The following is a 13,537-nucleotide window of genomic DNA, read 5'->3' on the forward strand; positions in this document are numbered from 1 at the left end:
CCCGGGCCGTCCACAGGGGGAGGGCCCGGGTTTTCCGGTCTTCGGGGCTACCGGAGCGTCAGAGCTTGCCGCCGGCCACCGGGGGCATCTGCGAGTCGGTGCCGCCGTCGCCGACGGACTCGCGGTACAGGTGGTTTTCGACCTCGAACAGGTTGCCGTTCGCGCGCTTGACCACGTTCAGCAGCGTGCTCATCTGCGAGATCTCTTCGACCTGCTCCTTGAGGAACCACTGCGTGAACTGCTCGCTGATGTAGTCCTCTTCGGCACGCGCGGCCTTCGCCATCGCGGAGATGTCGGCGGCGACCTCCTTCTCCTGCGCGAGCGCCAGCTCGATGACCTCGGTGACGCCGGAGAAGTCGTTGCGCACCTCCCCGGTGCCGGGGATCTCGACGTGGTGGTCGCGGTCGAGCATGTACTGCACCAGCGCCATCGCGTGGTTGCGCTCTTCGACGGACTGCTTGTAGAAGTGCTTCGCCAGCTGCGGCAGGTCCTCGGCGTCGAACCACACCGCGAGCGCGATGTACTGCTGGGACGCGTTGAACTCGTTGTGGATCTGCGCCTGCAGCAGTTCGTAGAACTTGGAGCGCGGTTCTTTCCTGGTGATGAGGGCCATGCAGACCAGAATAGATCAAGATTGGCCGAATTGCCACTCGGCACTGGTGATCCGCCCCCTATTAGGGTTACCATTCCTAAAGAAGACGAACCTTATTTAAGTAAGCCTTCCCTAAATGCATGCCGCAATTTAGGGAAGGCTTCATTCACTTCAGCGGATCGCGCCGCACCGGGCAGGACATGCACCGCGGGCCGCCGCGGCCGGAGCCCAGCTCGGAGCCCGCGATCGGCAGCACCTCGATGCCCGCTGCCTCCAGCCGCTCGTTCGTTTCGACGTTCCGCTCGTAGCCGACGACGACGCCCGGGGCCAGGGCGAGCGTGTTGTTGCCGTCGTCCCACTGCTCGCGTTCGGCCGTCACCGGGTCGAGGCCGGTGTCGATGACGCGCAGCCGGTCGATTTCCATCGCCTCGGCCGCGGCCACCAGGAACGGCGCCGGCCCCGCGACCTTCACGCCCCCGTCGCCGGTCGGGCGCAGCGTGAACGCCGTCAGCGAGTCGCGCGCCAGCGGGTACATCACCACCGCGTCGGCGTCGACCATCGTGCACACCGTGTCCAGGTGCATGGTCGCGCGGGACTGCTCGATCGGCACCGCGAGCACGGTGTGCGCGATGCCGTCGGCGAACACCGACCGCGCCAGCGACTCCGCACCCGCCGCCGTCGTCCGCTCGCCGACGCCGATCGCGAGCACGCCCGGGGCCAGCAGCATCACGTCGCCGCCTTCGATCGGCGCCGAATGGGCGCCGTACGCGCGGGCCGCGTGCCGGAAGTACGGGTGATAGGCGTAGATCAGGTCCAGCACCGCGGTTTCGCGGCGGCGCGCCGGCATGGTCAGCGACGAAATCGCCACCCGGTCGGCGATCCACGCCGAGGAATCGCGGGTGAACAGCAGGTTCGGCAGCGGATCGACGGCGAAGTCGTGCGGGTGGTTCATCATCCGCACCAGCGACGCGCCCTCCGCCGACGGCAGCTCCTCGAACGTCATCCCGGCCATCAGCACCTCGGCGAGGCCGGCCGCGTCGACCCCGGACAGGTGCGACCGCAGCGAGTCGGCCAGGTCGCCGCCGAGCCGCCGGTCGTCGACCGCCGCGTGCACGCCCGCCGCGTGGGCCCGGTCGTCCTCCAGGGCGGTCCGGAGCGCGTCGGCCAGCAGCAGGACGTCGACGCCGCGGCTGCGCAGCACCTCGGCGAAGGCGTCGTGCTCGGCCTGGGCCCGGTCGACCCACGGGATCGAGTCGAAGAGGAGCTGGTCGTTGTTGCGGGGCGTCAGCCTTTTGAGCTCGTTGCCGGGCCGGTGCAGCAGCACCGCGCGCAGGGGTCCGACTTCGCTGTCCACCCGGGGAGGTGCCGTTTCGTCGATCACCCCCCGATCGTATCCGTCCATGCCCCCGCCGCCGCCCTCAAAGGAAGGCGCTTCGCGCCGCTGTGTTTTCTACGGCAGCCAGGAAACGTGCCCTTTCAGCAGGGCGTATCCGACGAACGTCACGAAGTCGAACAGTGTGTGCGCGGCGACCAGCGGCCACAGCCGGTTCGTCTTCTGCCACAGCCGCCCGAAGACCAGCCCCATGACGAAGTTCCCGACGAAGCCGCCGAACCCCTGGTACAGGTGGTACGACCCGCGCAGCACCGCGGCGCCGAACACGGCGGAGTTCTCCCGGACGCCGAGCTGCCGCAGCCGCGTCAGCAGGTAGCCGATGACCAGGACTTCCTCGGCGAAGGCATTGCCGAACGCCGACAGCGTCAGCGAGATCGGCCGCCACCACGTATCGCCCAAAGTGGACGGCTGCACGGCCAGGCTGAACCCCAGGTGGTACGAGACGAAGTAGAGCGCCAGGCCGGGGACGCCGATCAGCGCGGCGAGCAGGACGGTCAGCAGCGCGTCGCGGCCCGGTGACCGGCGATCCAGCCCGATTTGCGCGATCTTCACGCCCGCGCGCCACAGCAGGTACAGCCCGAGCGCGCCCCAGCCGACCAGCTGCGCCGCCGACAGCAGCTGCTTGAGCAGGTCGATCAGGCTCGCCGCGGCCTGCGGCACGTTCAGCTGGGTCTGCTGCTGCGCCAGCGGCACCGGCTGCAGCAGGGAGTCCACAAGGGACAGCAAGCTTCGCACACCCGACATGCCCAGCGTGATCCCGAAGACGATCAGCAGCTCGATCTTGACCGCGCGGCGCTCGGCGGGGTCCTCGATCGTCCCGGGGAACTCGGGGCGGGCCGGGGCCAGCCACGATCGCGCGGTGAACGTCATGTCCGCACGCTACCTTCGGAGCATGCCGAGGAGCATCGCCACCAACGAAACCGTCGACCGCGCCGCCCTGGTCGAGTTCCTGTCCACCCGCCACCGCGCGATCCTGCTGACCACGAAGGCCGACGGCGGCCCGCAGCTCTCGCCGGTCACGTGCGGCGTCGACGCCGAGGGCCGGCTCGTCGTCTCGACCTACCCGAAGCGCGCGAAGGTCGTCAACGTCAAGCGCAACCCGAAGGTGTCGGCCTGCATCCTGTCCGACGAGTGGAACGACCAGTGGGTGCAGCTGAACGGCACCGCCGAGGTGCTGGACATCCCGGACTCGGTCGAGCCGCTCGTGGAGTACTTCCGCGCCATTTCCGGCGAACACCCGGACTGGGACGAATACCGCGAAGCCATGGTCAAGCAGGGCAAGAGCATCATCCGCGTCACGATCGAAAGCTGGGGGCCGATCGCGAAGGGCGGCTTCCCCGCCGAGCTAGCCTGACCGCCCGCGCAGGAACGGGCAGCCGACCAGCCGGCGCAGCTCCGACGCGAGCTGCGCCGGGCTGTCGACCGATCGCGAGAACGCCAGCCGGACGTCGTGGTCGCCGGTGTCGGCCTCGACGCGCAGCCGCAGCCCGAACCGGTCGAGCCCGAGCGGGCGGATCCGGCCGCCGCGCAGCTCCGCCGGCAGGTGCTTGGCCAGCTGCCCGACGACGTCGGCGTGGTCGGCTTCCAGGTGCCGCAGCCACTGGGCTTCGTAGTCGTGGAACGGGTCGGGCGGCGCCGCGCTGAACATGTGCGGGCGCAGCGAGTGGGTGCCTTCGGCGTCGGCGAGCACCAGCGACGCCGGGGTGAGCCGCAGCAGCGTCACGCCGTGGCCGACGTCGAGGAGCCGCTCGTCCGGCCGCGTCTCGGCGATCGCCACCGCCCGCGCGCGGGCCGACACCGGGGACAGCGGCCGCAGCCAGCCGGTGATCCACAGCAGCCCGCGGATGGGTTCGCGCAGGTCGACCGGCGCCTGGTCGGCGAGCTCGACCATCACGGCCAGCTCGCCGCGCTGGGTCTGCTTCGCCGCGCGGACCAGCTGGTGGTCGTCCGGCAGCAGCACGCTGACGCTGCCGCTGTGGTGCACGTGGTGCAGGAGCGGCAGGACCCGCTCGCCGTCCAGGTCCGCGCGTTCGCACGTCGGCAGCAGCGACGCGGGGCCGTTGCGCGTCGCGATCGTCTTGGCGCGCTCGGCGGGATTCGGCGCCGGCGGGCGGCGGACGCTTGTGGGTGCCTCGGTCACGGCTCACCTCCTACTTAGGTGAGCCTAACCTGAATCGAGCGGTCTGGGTAGTCGTGGCGATCACGTGCTTTCCGCTGAACGGCGCATCCGGTAACGCCGGTGCCCAGTTTGTCGAAAAGCGGGTAACTACCCGACCCCGTGGGGGTTCCGCGTGCCGATCGTCCCGGTCCCCGAGCGCGTCCGCGCGTTCGAACTCGACCCCGCCATGCCGTCCGGGGCCCTGCCGATCTTCGGCGAGTACCTCGACCGTCTCGGCCGCAACGTCGCGAACCAGCGGCTGCTGTCCTGGTTCCTCCTGGCGTTCGGGGTCGCCCAGTTCTTCACCGGCGCGGGGGTCGTGCTGCCGATCGGCATCCTCGCGCTGGTGGGCTCGGTCGAGGCGTGGTGGCGGTACCGCGCGTACGTCCGCGTGCCCGAGACGCGGCTGAAGCGCGAAGCCTTCCGGCAGGTGGACATCGCCGCCGACGGCCTGGTCGCCGCTGGCCGGTCGGCCGGGGTGCGGCTGTCCGACGGCCGGTGGCTGCGCGTCCGCCTCGACGAGCCGTACCGGCTGCTGCTGGCCGCGCACCGGCGGGTGTGGCTGCTCGGCCGGGGGCCGAAGGTGTTCGTCGGGTTCCCGGGGGTGATGCGGGTCCGCCGCGCCCGGATCTCCGACGCGCCCCCGGCGGACGCGGTCACCTTGCCACCGGCCGCGGCCGCGTACTCGCCGCGGCTCGATCCGGTACTGACGGCGCACCGGCGCCGCATCGCCCGCGACCAATGCGCGCTGGCAGCTTTCCTGCTGGCCCTGGCCGGTTTCGCGGCTTGGGTCCGGCTCGACTTCCCGGCGACGGGCTGGATCGCGTGGACGTTCGCGGGCGGCGCCCTGCTGACCGCCCTCGTCGCGGCGGCCCGATCGGTCGCCTACCGCCGCCCGCTCGCGGCGGACCACTGGACGGAGCTGCGCGCGGTACCGGACGGCCCGATCCGCATGGGCCCTCGCGGCGCGCGCCTGAGTGGCCTGACCATGCTCGCGGACGGCACGGTGATCGGCTTCCGCATGCCCACGGCGGACCCGTCGATGGCGGCGAACGTCGCGGCCACCGGACGCCTGTGGATCGCGGGCGTCCCGAGGCCGGGGGGAGCGACGGCGGGCGTGCCCGGCTACCCGGTGCTCGGCACGGTCTGGCTCGGCTGAGCGGGCGTCCGGTCGCGGCGGGGCAGCAGGAACGGCGTCGCCAGCACCAGGACCCCGGCGATCCCGATCGCGACGCGCGACCCGGTGAAGCCGGCCAGCACGCCCCAGAGCGCGGTCATCGTGGCGATGGCCGCCTTGGTGCTGACCGACCACGCGGACAGCGTGCGCGCGACCCGGTCCGCCGGCAGCTGTTCGAGCCGGTAGGTCGCGAGGACCGGGTTGAACACACTGCAGCAGACGATGATGCCGAGCTCCACGACCATGACGTACCCCAGCCCGCCGGCGCCGTCGGGCAGGAAGGCGAGCGCGAGCAGCCAGCACGCCCTGGCGGCGCCGGCCGTCACCAGGACGCGGTGGCGCCCGAACCGCCCGACCAGCCGCGGGGTTAGCCGCGAACCGGCGAGCCCGCCGAGGCACGGGACGGCGAACGCGAGCCCGTACTGCCACGGCGCGAACCCGAGGTCCTTCAGCATCAGCACGGCGAGCAGGGGCTCGGTGCCCATGATCAGGCCGTTGAACAGCAGGACGTTGAAGAACAGCGGCCGCAGGCCGGGATGCGTCAACAGGAGGCGCCACCCGTCGGCGAGGTCCCGGGCCCGCAGCGGCGCGGTCGTCCGCGGGCGCGGTTCGTCGCTCTTGATGGCGTGGATGCCGAGGGCGGAGAGCAGGAAGCTGACGGCGTTGGCGACCACGGAGGTCACCGGCCCGAGCACGGCGAAAGCGGCCCCGCCGAGGGGCGGCCCGAGCGCGGTGGCGGTCCAGTTCGTCGCCTCGAACCGGCCGTTGGCCGGCAGGAGGTCCTCAGGCGGCACCAGTCCTTTGAGGAAGGCACCGCTGGCCGAGGTGAAGGTGATGTCCGCGGCGGCGACGACCACCGAGACGACCAGCAGCTGGGCGAAGCTCAGCAGACCGGAGGGCGTAGGCGGCGGGCACGCTGACGAGCGCGGCGAATCGCACCAGATCCATGCCCACCATGACCGGCCGCTTCCGCCGCCGGTCGACCCACGGCCCGAGCGGAACGGCCACGAGCGCCCCGACGGCCGGCCCGGCAGCGGCGAGCGCGGAGACGGCCGGCGGCCCGGCGTGCAGGACGAGGATGGCGAGCAGGGGGAAGGCCCCGAAGCCGAGCCAGGTCCCGAACGCACTCACGGCGTAGGCCGACCAGAGCCACCTGAACCGCGGCCCCAAGGACCGCCCGCGCACCACGGGGAGATCAAAGCCGGGAACACCCACGCGCGGCAAACAACCGGCGCGGCGGCGAGCCACAACGCGGCGTTGTGAATCTAGAGTCGGCCGTCGTGGATTTCGATGCCGTGCGGACCTTCGTCGCCGTGGTGGAGACGGGGCGGTTCCAGGAGGCCGCCGCCGAGCTGGGGATCACGCAGCAGGCCGTCTCGAAGCGCATCGCCGCGCTCGAAAAGTCGCTCGGGGCGCGGCTGTTCACGCGCACCGCCCGCGGCGCCGTGCTCACCGGCGACGGGCACGCGTTCCTGCCGCACGCTCGTGACCTGCTGCAGGCGGAGTCGCGAGCCCTTGCGTCGGTGCGCACCGGGCCGCTCCGGGTCGACGTCATCGGACGGCGGCTGTGCCCCGCGACGCTGCTGCGCGGCTTCCACCAGGCTCACCCGGACGTCGCCCTCGAGGTCGCGACGCTCTTCGACACCGCGGCCGCCGCGATCCGGGACGGCTCGATCGATGCGTCGTTCCGCGCGGTCGTCGCGCTGCCGGAGGACCTCGAAGCGCAGTGGGTGCACGACGAGCCGCTCCACCTGCTCTGCGGTCCCGCGCACCCGCTGGCGGGCGCGGCCGCCGTCACGCCCAGGCAGCTGGCGGGGCATCGGCTCTGGATGCCCGGCGTGGTGCCGGGGACCGAGTGGGGCGCCTACTACGCCGAGTTCGCGGCCGCGTTCGGGCTGTCGATCGACGCGGCCGGGCCGAACTTCGGCACCGAGGTGGTGCTGGACACGATCGCGGAGTCGCCGGACGTGGCGACCCTGGTCGGCGCGGGCAGCCGGGTGCTGTGGCCGCCCGGGCACGACCTGCGGCGCGTGCCCATCGAAGCGCCGGTGCCGGTGTACCCGCATTCGCTGGTGTGGCGGCGGGGCAACGCGCACCCCGGCCTGGCCGCGCTGCGGCGTCACCTCGCGCAGAGCGAGCGCACGGCCGATGCGTGGCGGCCGGGCTGGGCCGCCTAACCCAGCGACTTCCGCGTCGCCTGCTCCGTCTCGAGCACGCCCTGGCGGATCCCCTCCAGCTGGTCGCTGAGCTCGCGGACCGCGCCGGTGTCGACGACGACGTCCGTCGTCGCGGCCGTCAGCTCCGCGACCCGGGCCACCAAGCTGTCCAGGCCGAGCGCGCCCGACTGCAGCTGAGCCAGCAGCTTGTCGCGGGCACCGGACAGCCGCGCGTGCACGTCCGCCTGGGCCTGGACCGCCGTCAGCGCCTGTTCGAGATCGCCGCGTACTTCCGCCCTCGCCGTGCGCAGCTCGCGCCGGAGCCGGCGCTGTTCGCGCGCGACGGCGTCCGGATCGACCCGGGCGAGAGCCTGCCCGGTCGCCGACGCCCGGCCGGCCAGGCGGCGCAGCGCCGACAGCGTCTCCTGGACCACCGGCTCCATGTCCGCGACGCGGTCGGCGAGCGGGCCGGGGCTCAGGGAGCTGCTGAGCGAGACGAACCCCTCGGCCGCGCCCTCGGCCCGGTGCAGCCAGTCCTCCTCCGTCGTCCCGGGCGCGACGTCGAGTACACGTGCTTCGCGCGGTGGAGGCTCCTTCTCGCGGGTTGCGACCGCCACCCCCGCCCACACCGCGAGGACGGCGACGCCGACCCCGGCCGACGCGACGACCGGCAGCTGCACGGCCCAGGCCACCCCGGCCGACGTGGCCGCGAGCAGCAGCCCCCACGGTTCGGCGAGTTCACGGACGAACTTCATGTCAGAAATTGGAGATCACGGACGTGAAGACCTGGTTGATCGAGTCCGGTTTGGACGAGTCGTACTCCGACCCCTCGGTCGCTTCGGCGATCTGCTTCAGCACGCTCTGGTCGGCGTCCGAACCGTAGGCGATCGTGAACAGCCGGACCGTCTCCGCGTTGCCCTCCGGCCGCAGCTGGGGCAGGAGGTGGTCGAGGTCGACGCCGCCGGAGTCCTCGTTGCGGCCGTCGGTGAGCACGACCACCGCGTTGATCGCCGACGGGTCCAGGTGGGCGTTCAGGTACTGGTACGCGGCCAGCGACGAGTCGTACAACCCCGTGCCCGACTGCGGCGTCAGCCCGCTGAGCCGCATCGCCAGCGTCTCCTTGCCGCTGTTCCCGAGCGCCTGCACCGGCACCAGCTCCTGGTAGTCCTTGTCGCCGTCGAGGTGGGTCGAGAACTGCCAGAGCCCGACCTGGTCGCGCGGCACGAACTGGCCGAGCGCGTCGATCGCGGCCTGCTTGGCCAGGTCGATCTTGCTCTTGCCGGTGCCCTTCACCTCCTCGCCCATCGAGCCCGAGACGTCCACGACCAGCAGCACGTTCGCCTTCTTGCGCAGGTCGGCCCAGGTGGCCAGGAGCTTCGACAGCACCGTCGGCGACGGCGGCCGGATGAAGTTGATCTTCGCGTCCGGCTGGACGCCGTTCGCGGCGGTCGCCTGCGGGCCCGGCTTGCCTTCGAACGACCGGAAGCCGAGCGCGGCGAACTTCTGCTGCGTCTCCGGGCCGCGCAGGTAACCGAGGAAGTCCGCGGCGATCTGCTTGCGCACCGGGTCCGCCCAGTCCAGCGTGACGAACGGGTGGTCGGAGTTCAGCGTCCCGTCGGCCGGGTAGATCGCGACGATCGGCACCTTCGGCGGCGCGTGCTGCCCGACCTTCGCCGGGTCGTTCGTCGGGTTGCCCTGGTTGTAGCCGATCAGCGAGCTCTCCTCGACGGTCACCGCCGAGATGTAGGACAGCGCCGCGCCCCGGTCGTCGGCCTTCTGCAGGTTCGTCAGGAACGTCAGCGTGTTGTCGCCGTAGTGCACGATCGCCTGCTCGATGTTCGAGACGAACTGTTTGGCTTCGGGCTTCTCGAGGGCCGCGGCGGTGAGGTCGGACGACGTCCCGGTGGCCGCGTAGTACGCGCTGATGGTGGCGTTCAGCCCCGCGGTGGAGATGTTCGGGTTCGTCTTGCCGAGCCGGAACCGGCCCCACTCCGGGTGGCCGTGCTTCGCCCAGCCCGCCGGGTCCGTCGCGAGCGTGGCGAGGTCCTGCCAGCCGATCGGCTTGGCCGGCCAGCCCAGCGCCTCGGCCATCGGCTTCGGCATGGCGACGGTCAGCGGCGAGTTCGCGACCGGCTGCGGGTCGCCGTCCGGGACGATCGACGCCGAGTCGCCCTTGGCGTTGACGCGCAGCAGGTTCACCCAGCCGCTCGCGGCCGGCGTCCAGACGTCCGGGCGCGGCCCGTCGGTGACTTCGTTCCAGCCGTTCGCCAGCGCCTGCATCGCCACGCCGGACGATTTCGACCGCACGACGACGTCGACGCAATGCCCGGCGACGGTCCGTCCGGAGTAGGCTTTTGCCGCTTCTTGGACGATGCCGGCCTTTTCCGGGGAAGAAGCGATGGTAAGCGCGATCGCGTCCGCCCCCGAACATTTCGGTGCTTCGGCGTCGTCACCCGAACCGCTGGTCCAGTACCGGATTCCGATGATCAAGGCGATGGCGACCACGATCGCGGCCAGGAACGGGAGAACTTTTCTCTTGCGCCGTGTTGGTTGGGAATTGATCATCGTAGCCTCCCCGTTCCGCCACCCGGATGCTCATTATCCGGGCGGCGGAGAAGGAAGGGGACGGTAATTCCGAATCTTGACTATGACTTAGGGCCGCGGCGTGACCACGTCCACGCGTAACCGGGGTCTTCGGACGCGTCGGCGGCTTCGCCGAGCTCCAGCGGCGCGAACGTGTCCACCATGACCGCGGTCTCGTCGAAGAACTCCGCGCCGATCGACGCCTCCGCCGCGCCCGGCTGCGGGCCGTGCGTGAAGCCGGACGGGTGCAGCGACAGCGAGCCGATCCCGATGCCGGAGCCCTTCCGGGCCTCGTAGTTGCCGCGCACGTAGAACATCAGCTCGTCGGAGTCGACGTTCGCGTGGTTGTACGGCACGGGGATGGCGTCTTCGTGGTAGTCGACCTTCCGCGGGCAGAAGGAGCAGACCACGAAGTTCGGGCCCTCGAACGTCTGGTGCACGGGCGGCGGCTGGTGCACGCGGCCGGTGATCGGCTCGAAGTCGTCGATGTTGAACACCCACGGGTAGAGGCAGCCGTCCCAGCCGACGACGTCGAACGGGTGCGTGGCGTACGTGTAGCGGGTCAGGCCGGCCCGGTGCCGCACCAGCACCTCGACGTCCTCGCCGTCTTCCAGCAGCGGCTCAGCCGGCCCGCGGATGTCGCGCTCGCAGTACGGCGCGTGCTCCAGGAACTGCCCCTTCGCCGACAGGTAGCGCTTCGGCGGCCCGATGTGGCCGCGCGCCTCCAGCGTGAACAGGTTGACCTCGCCGTGGGGGACGACCCGGTAGGTGCACGACGTCGGGATCACGACGTAGTCGCCGTCGCCGACCTCGAGGCGGCCGTAGATCGTCTCGAAGGTCGCCGAGCCGCCGTGGACGTAGAACAGCTCGTCGCCGGCCGCGTTGCGGTACAGCGGGCTGGGCGCGGTCGCCGTGACGAACCCGATGGTGACGTCGTTGTTGCCGAACAGCCGCCGCCGGTCGGTCACCGCGTCGGCCTCGCCGCCGAACTTGAGGTCCTGCGTCCGGTATGCGCGCGGCTTGAGCGGGTGGTTCGGGGTGAGCGACCCGCGGTCCTCCTCGACCGCGACGGCGTCGACGATCGCCGTCGGCAGGCCGCGGTGGTAGAGCAGCGCGGAGTCCGCGGAGAAGCCCTCGACGCCCATCAGCTCCTCGGCGTAGAGGCCGCCTTCCGGCTTGCGGAACGCGGTGTGCCGCTTGTGCGGGAGCTCACCTACTCGCCGGTAGTAAGGCATCTCCGTCCCTCCTGCAGGTGTCCGTTGTGCGAACGATTTTGTCCTGATGTCGTACGCTACTAGCGTGTCAGTCGTGTCAAGCGCTGTGGAACTCACGCCCCCCGGCCCCCGTGGAATTCCTCCCCTGTTCGCGAGGCTCGTCGACGACTCGGCGCTGTTCCCTCCGGTCGGTGCGGCCATGCCCGAAGCGCTGCGTGCGCACTTCGCCAGCCGGGAGTCCGAACACGCCGGTGTACTGGGGGTTTTCCTCTGCCAGGCGTCGCGGCTGCCCGAGCTCATCACCGAGCTGATCAAGATCAAGCCGAAGCAGCCGCTGCCGCTTTCGCTGATCATCGACACCGGCCTGGGCGGTGTCCCGAAGGCCATCTCGATCGTCGAGTCGCGCAGTGAGCTGCTCGCGCTGCGGATGGTCGAGATGCCCGCGCCGTCGGACGTCGACGAGGTCTGGCTGGAGCGCGTCTCCGAGTTCGTGCCCGAGGACGTCATCCGGGTGGTCGAGCCGCGGCGGGGCGTCGGCTGGCTCGACGGCGTCCGGAAGGTGATCGAGCACGGCAGCTGGCCGAAGATCCGCTGCGGCGGCCAGGCGGGCGAGAACTTCCCCAGCGTCGACGAGGTGGCGGACTTCCTCGCCGTCGTCAGCGGGTCCACCGGGGCGTCGTTCAAGGCGACGAACAGCCTGCACCGCGCGGTCCGGCACACCGACCCGGACACCGGGTTCCGGCACCACGGCTTCCTGAACCTGCTCGTGGCCTCCGCGCGCAGCCTCTCCGGCGGCGACGTCCGCGGGGCGCTGGAGTCGACCGACGCGCAGGCGCTGGCCGACGAGGCCCGCGCGCTGTCCGAGCCGGCGGCGAAGGCCGTGCGGGCGCTCTTCGCGTCCTACGCGGCGGCGTCGTTCGAGGAGCCGGTCGCCGACCTGGGCGAACTCGGCTTGCTGTGACCAGCCGGGAGGGGTCGCTGACGCTCGACCGCGGCTTGGCGCTGCTGCAGGCGGTGGCCGACGCCGGCGGTGACGCGGCGACCATCTCCGAGCTGGCCGTGGCCATCGGGGCCAGCCGCGCGGCCGTCTACCGGCTGCTCGTGCCGCTGTCCGAGCGCGGCCTGGTCTGGCGCGACGGCACGAAGGTCCGGCTCGGCGTCGGGCTGCTGCGGCTGGCCGGGCAGGTGCTGCCGCAGCTGCGGGACGCGGCCGGCCCGGTGCTGCGCGAGCTGGCCGAGAAGGTCGGCGCGACCGCGCACCTGTCGGTCGCCCAGGGGCCGCAAGCGCTTGCGGTGGCCGTCGTCGAACCGTCGTGGACGAGTTTTCACGTCGCCTACCGGGTGGGCAGCAGGCACCCCCTGAGCGCCGGCGCGGCCGGTAAGGCGATGACGCTGCGTCCCGGCCGCGAGGGCTGGGTGACGTCGGCGGGCGAGCTCGAGGCGGGCGCGTCCGGCGTCGCGGCGCCGGTCCGGGGGGTGCAGGGTCTGCGGGCGAGCGTCGGGGTCGTCTCGATGGAGCCGTTGAAGGCGGCCGAAGTGGGGCCGCAGGTCGTCGCGGCCGCGTCCCGGCTCGCCGACATCCTGAAGACGGACGCCTAACGCCGCGAGACCGCCACCAGCGGCCGGACCATCGTCAGCAGCAGGGCGACGTCGACGGTGAACAGCAGGCGCTCGAACAGGCCGAGCGTCAGCGTGAAGACGAACCCGCCGAGCACCACGCCGACGGCCACGAGGCTCGCCGTCGCCAGGCGCCGGATCGTCGTCCGGCGAGGCTCCCATGGACAGCGCTCGCGATCCTTCTTCGTCAGCACGAAGGCGGCCACGGGCAGCGCGATGAACGCCGTCAACGCGGCGATGTTGTGGACCTGCCCGGCGAGCGACCGCGCTTGGCCGTCCGGGTCGACGGGCACCAGGCCGCACACGAGCAGCCCGGCCGACCACACGCCGAGCAGCACGCAGACCGCCGTGGTGCCCGGGCGGTGGGCCTTGGCGATGCCGGCCAGGAGCGCGACCGAGCCGAACGAGAGGGCCAGGCACATGACGCTGAACAGGGGAGCGGCCGACGACGTGCCGAGCTTGCCGTAGACGTACTCCGACAGCGTCTGCCAGATGGGGCTGACCTGGCCGGACAGGCGCAGGTGCAGGTCGATCGAGATGGCCACGGCAACGCCGATGCCGCCGAGCGCGACCCGGCCGTGCAGCGGCGAGACGGCGTGCGAGTTCACCTGGTGCTCTCCCTTTCGTTTCCGAAAGGTTACCGGGTG

Annotated in this window: 13 protein-coding genes and 1 pseudogene; 5 read left to right on the forward strand and 9 right to left on the reverse strand. The window is 71.6% G+C overall.

The features are described 5' to 3' along the window. Window positions 1-58: 58 nt before the first annotated feature. From AB0J55_RS08930 to AB0J55_RS08940, 3 genes are all read right to left on the reverse strand, one after another. Window positions 59-613, reverse strand: coding sequence for a ferritin (locus AB0J55_RS08930; RefSeq protein WP_364244879.1), 555 nt, complete (start codon window positions 611-613; stop codon window positions 59-61). 145 nt (window positions 614-758) lie between these two features. Then, window positions 759-1,946 carry an arginine deiminase gene (locus tag AB0J55_RS08935; protein WP_364245976.1) on the reverse strand — a complete coding sequence of 396 codons (1,188 nt, stop codon included), beginning with the start codon at window positions 1,944-1,946 and terminating at the stop codon, window positions 759-761. A 96-nt stretch (window positions 1,947-2,042) separates the two neighbouring features. Beyond that, window positions 2,043-2,855 (reverse strand): CPBP family intramembrane glutamic endopeptidase, encoded by an 813-nt coding sequence (locus AB0J55_RS08940; protein WP_364244881.1) that lies wholly within the window; start codon window positions 2,853-2,855, stop codon window positions 2,043-2,045. Between the two features lie 22 nt (window positions 2,856-2,877). Between AB0J55_RS08940 and AB0J55_RS08945 the strand changes: the two genes are divergently transcribed. Next, window positions 2,878-3,339: a PPOX class F420-dependent oxidoreductase gene (locus AB0J55_RS08945; protein WP_003076947.1), complete on the forward strand. Its 462-nt coding sequence runs from the start codon at window positions 2,878-2,880 to the stop codon at window positions 3,337-3,339. Here the strand turns inward: AB0J55_RS08945 and AB0J55_RS08950 are convergent. After that, complete coding sequence (locus AB0J55_RS08950; protein ID WP_364244884.1) at window positions 3,331-4,125, reverse strand: DUF2470 domain-containing protein; 795 nt, start codon at window positions 4,123-4,125, stop codon at window positions 3,331-3,333. The two genes, AB0J55_RS08945 and AB0J55_RS08950, sit on opposite strands and share 9 nt — an antisense overlap. A 151-nt stretch (window positions 4,126-4,276) precedes the next feature. On the opposite strand from AB0J55_RS08950, the gene AB0J55_RS08955 reads away from it, so the two are divergent. After that, a complete protein-coding gene (locus AB0J55_RS08955) occupies window positions 4,277-5,302 on the forward strand; it encodes a hypothetical protein (RefSeq protein ID WP_364244887.1) in 1,026 nt (341 codons plus the stop codon). On the opposite strand, the pseudogene AB0J55_RS08960 reads toward AB0J55_RS08955, so the two are convergent. Further along, a pseudogene (locus tag AB0J55_RS08960) lies at window positions 5,269-6,508 on the reverse strand (MFS transporter). The gene AB0J55_RS08955 and the pseudogene AB0J55_RS08960 overlap by 34 nt on opposite strands. 92 nt (window positions 6,509-6,600) lie before the next feature. Here AB0J55_RS08960 and AB0J55_RS08965 point away from each other — a divergent pair. Next, a complete protein-coding gene (locus AB0J55_RS08965) occupies window positions 6,601-7,497 on the forward strand; it encodes a LysR family transcriptional regulator (RefSeq protein WP_364244890.1) in 897 nt (298 codons plus the stop codon). On the opposite strand, the gene AB0J55_RS08970 is transcribed toward AB0J55_RS08965, so the two are convergent. The 3 genes from AB0J55_RS08970 to AB0J55_RS08980 form a co-directional block, all read right to left on the reverse strand. Further along, a complete protein-coding gene (locus AB0J55_RS08970) occupies window positions 7,494-8,231 on the reverse strand; it encodes a hypothetical protein (protein ID WP_364244892.1) in 738 nt (245 codons plus the stop codon). The genes AB0J55_RS08965 and AB0J55_RS08970 overlap by 4 nt on opposite strands. A gap of 1 nt (window position 8,232) precedes the next feature. Next, window positions 8,233-10,041, reverse strand: coding sequence for a substrate-binding and VWA domain-containing protein (locus AB0J55_RS08975; RefSeq protein WP_364244895.1), 1,809 nt, complete (start codon window positions 10,039-10,041; stop codon window positions 8,233-8,235). Between the two features lie 80 nt (window positions 10,042-10,121). Beyond that, a complete protein-coding gene (locus AB0J55_RS08980; RefSeq protein WP_364244897.1) occupies window positions 10,122-11,294 on the reverse strand; it encodes a homogentisate 1,2-dioxygenase domain-containing protein in 1,173 nt (390 codons plus the stop codon). An 85-nt stretch (window positions 11,295-11,379) separates the two neighbouring features. Between AB0J55_RS08980 and AB0J55_RS08985 the strand changes: the two genes are divergently transcribed. After that, window positions 11,380-12,234, forward strand: coding sequence for a hypothetical protein (locus AB0J55_RS08985; protein WP_364245979.1), 855 nt, complete (start codon window positions 11,380-11,382; stop codon window positions 12,232-12,234). Further along, the gene (locus tag AB0J55_RS08990) at window positions 12,231-12,872 is read left to right on the forward strand and encodes a helix-turn-helix domain-containing protein (RefSeq protein WP_364244899.1); all 642 of its coding nucleotides are present in this window, start codon (window positions 12,231-12,233) and stop codon (window positions 12,870-12,872) included. The genes AB0J55_RS08985 and AB0J55_RS08990 overlap by 4 nt, the downstream gene beginning before the upstream one ends. Here the strand turns inward: AB0J55_RS08990 and AB0J55_RS08995 are convergent. Then, window positions 12,869-13,498: a DUF998 domain-containing protein gene (locus AB0J55_RS08995; RefSeq protein WP_364244902.1), complete on the reverse strand. Its 630-nt coding sequence runs from the start codon at window positions 13,496-13,498 to the stop codon at window positions 12,869-12,871. The two genes, AB0J55_RS08990 and AB0J55_RS08995, sit on opposite strands and share 4 nt — an antisense overlap. Between the last annotated feature and the right edge of the window lie 39 nt (window positions 13,499-13,537).

It is taken from the genome of Amycolatopsis sp. NPDC049688 (assembly GCF_040674975.1).
In the GTDB taxonomy this organism is placed as follows: domain Bacteria; phylum Actinomycetota; class Actinomycetes; order Mycobacteriales; family Pseudonocardiaceae; genus Amycolatopsis.

What these genes read in the sequence shown, in the direction of transcription:
- AB0J55_RS08930 (WP_364244879.1), bottom strand. Translation starts at nt 613, where the DNA reads ATGGCCCTCATCACCAGGAAAGAACCGCGCTCCAAGTTCTACGAACTG.
- AB0J55_RS08940 (WP_364244881.1), bottom strand. Translation starts at nt 2,855, where the DNA reads ATGACGTTCACCGCGCGATCGTGGCTGGCCCCGGCCCGCCCCGAGTTC.
- AB0J55_RS08945 (WP_003076947.1), top strand. Translation starts at nt 2,878, where the DNA reads ATGCCGAGGAGCATCGCCACCAACGAAACCGTCGACCGCGCCGCCCTG.
- AB0J55_RS08970 (WP_364244892.1), bottom strand. Translation starts at nt 8,231, where the DNA reads ATGAAGTTCGTCCGTGAACTCGCCGAACCGTGGGGGCTGCTGCTCGCG.
- AB0J55_RS08975 (WP_364244895.1), bottom strand. Translation starts at nt 10,041, where the DNA reads ATGATCAATTCCCAACCAACACGGCGCAAGAGAAAAGTTCTCCCGTTC.
- AB0J55_RS08980 (WP_364244897.1), bottom strand. Translation starts at nt 11,294, where the DNA reads ATGCCTTACTACCGGCGAGTAGGTGAGCTCCCGCACAAGCGGCACACC.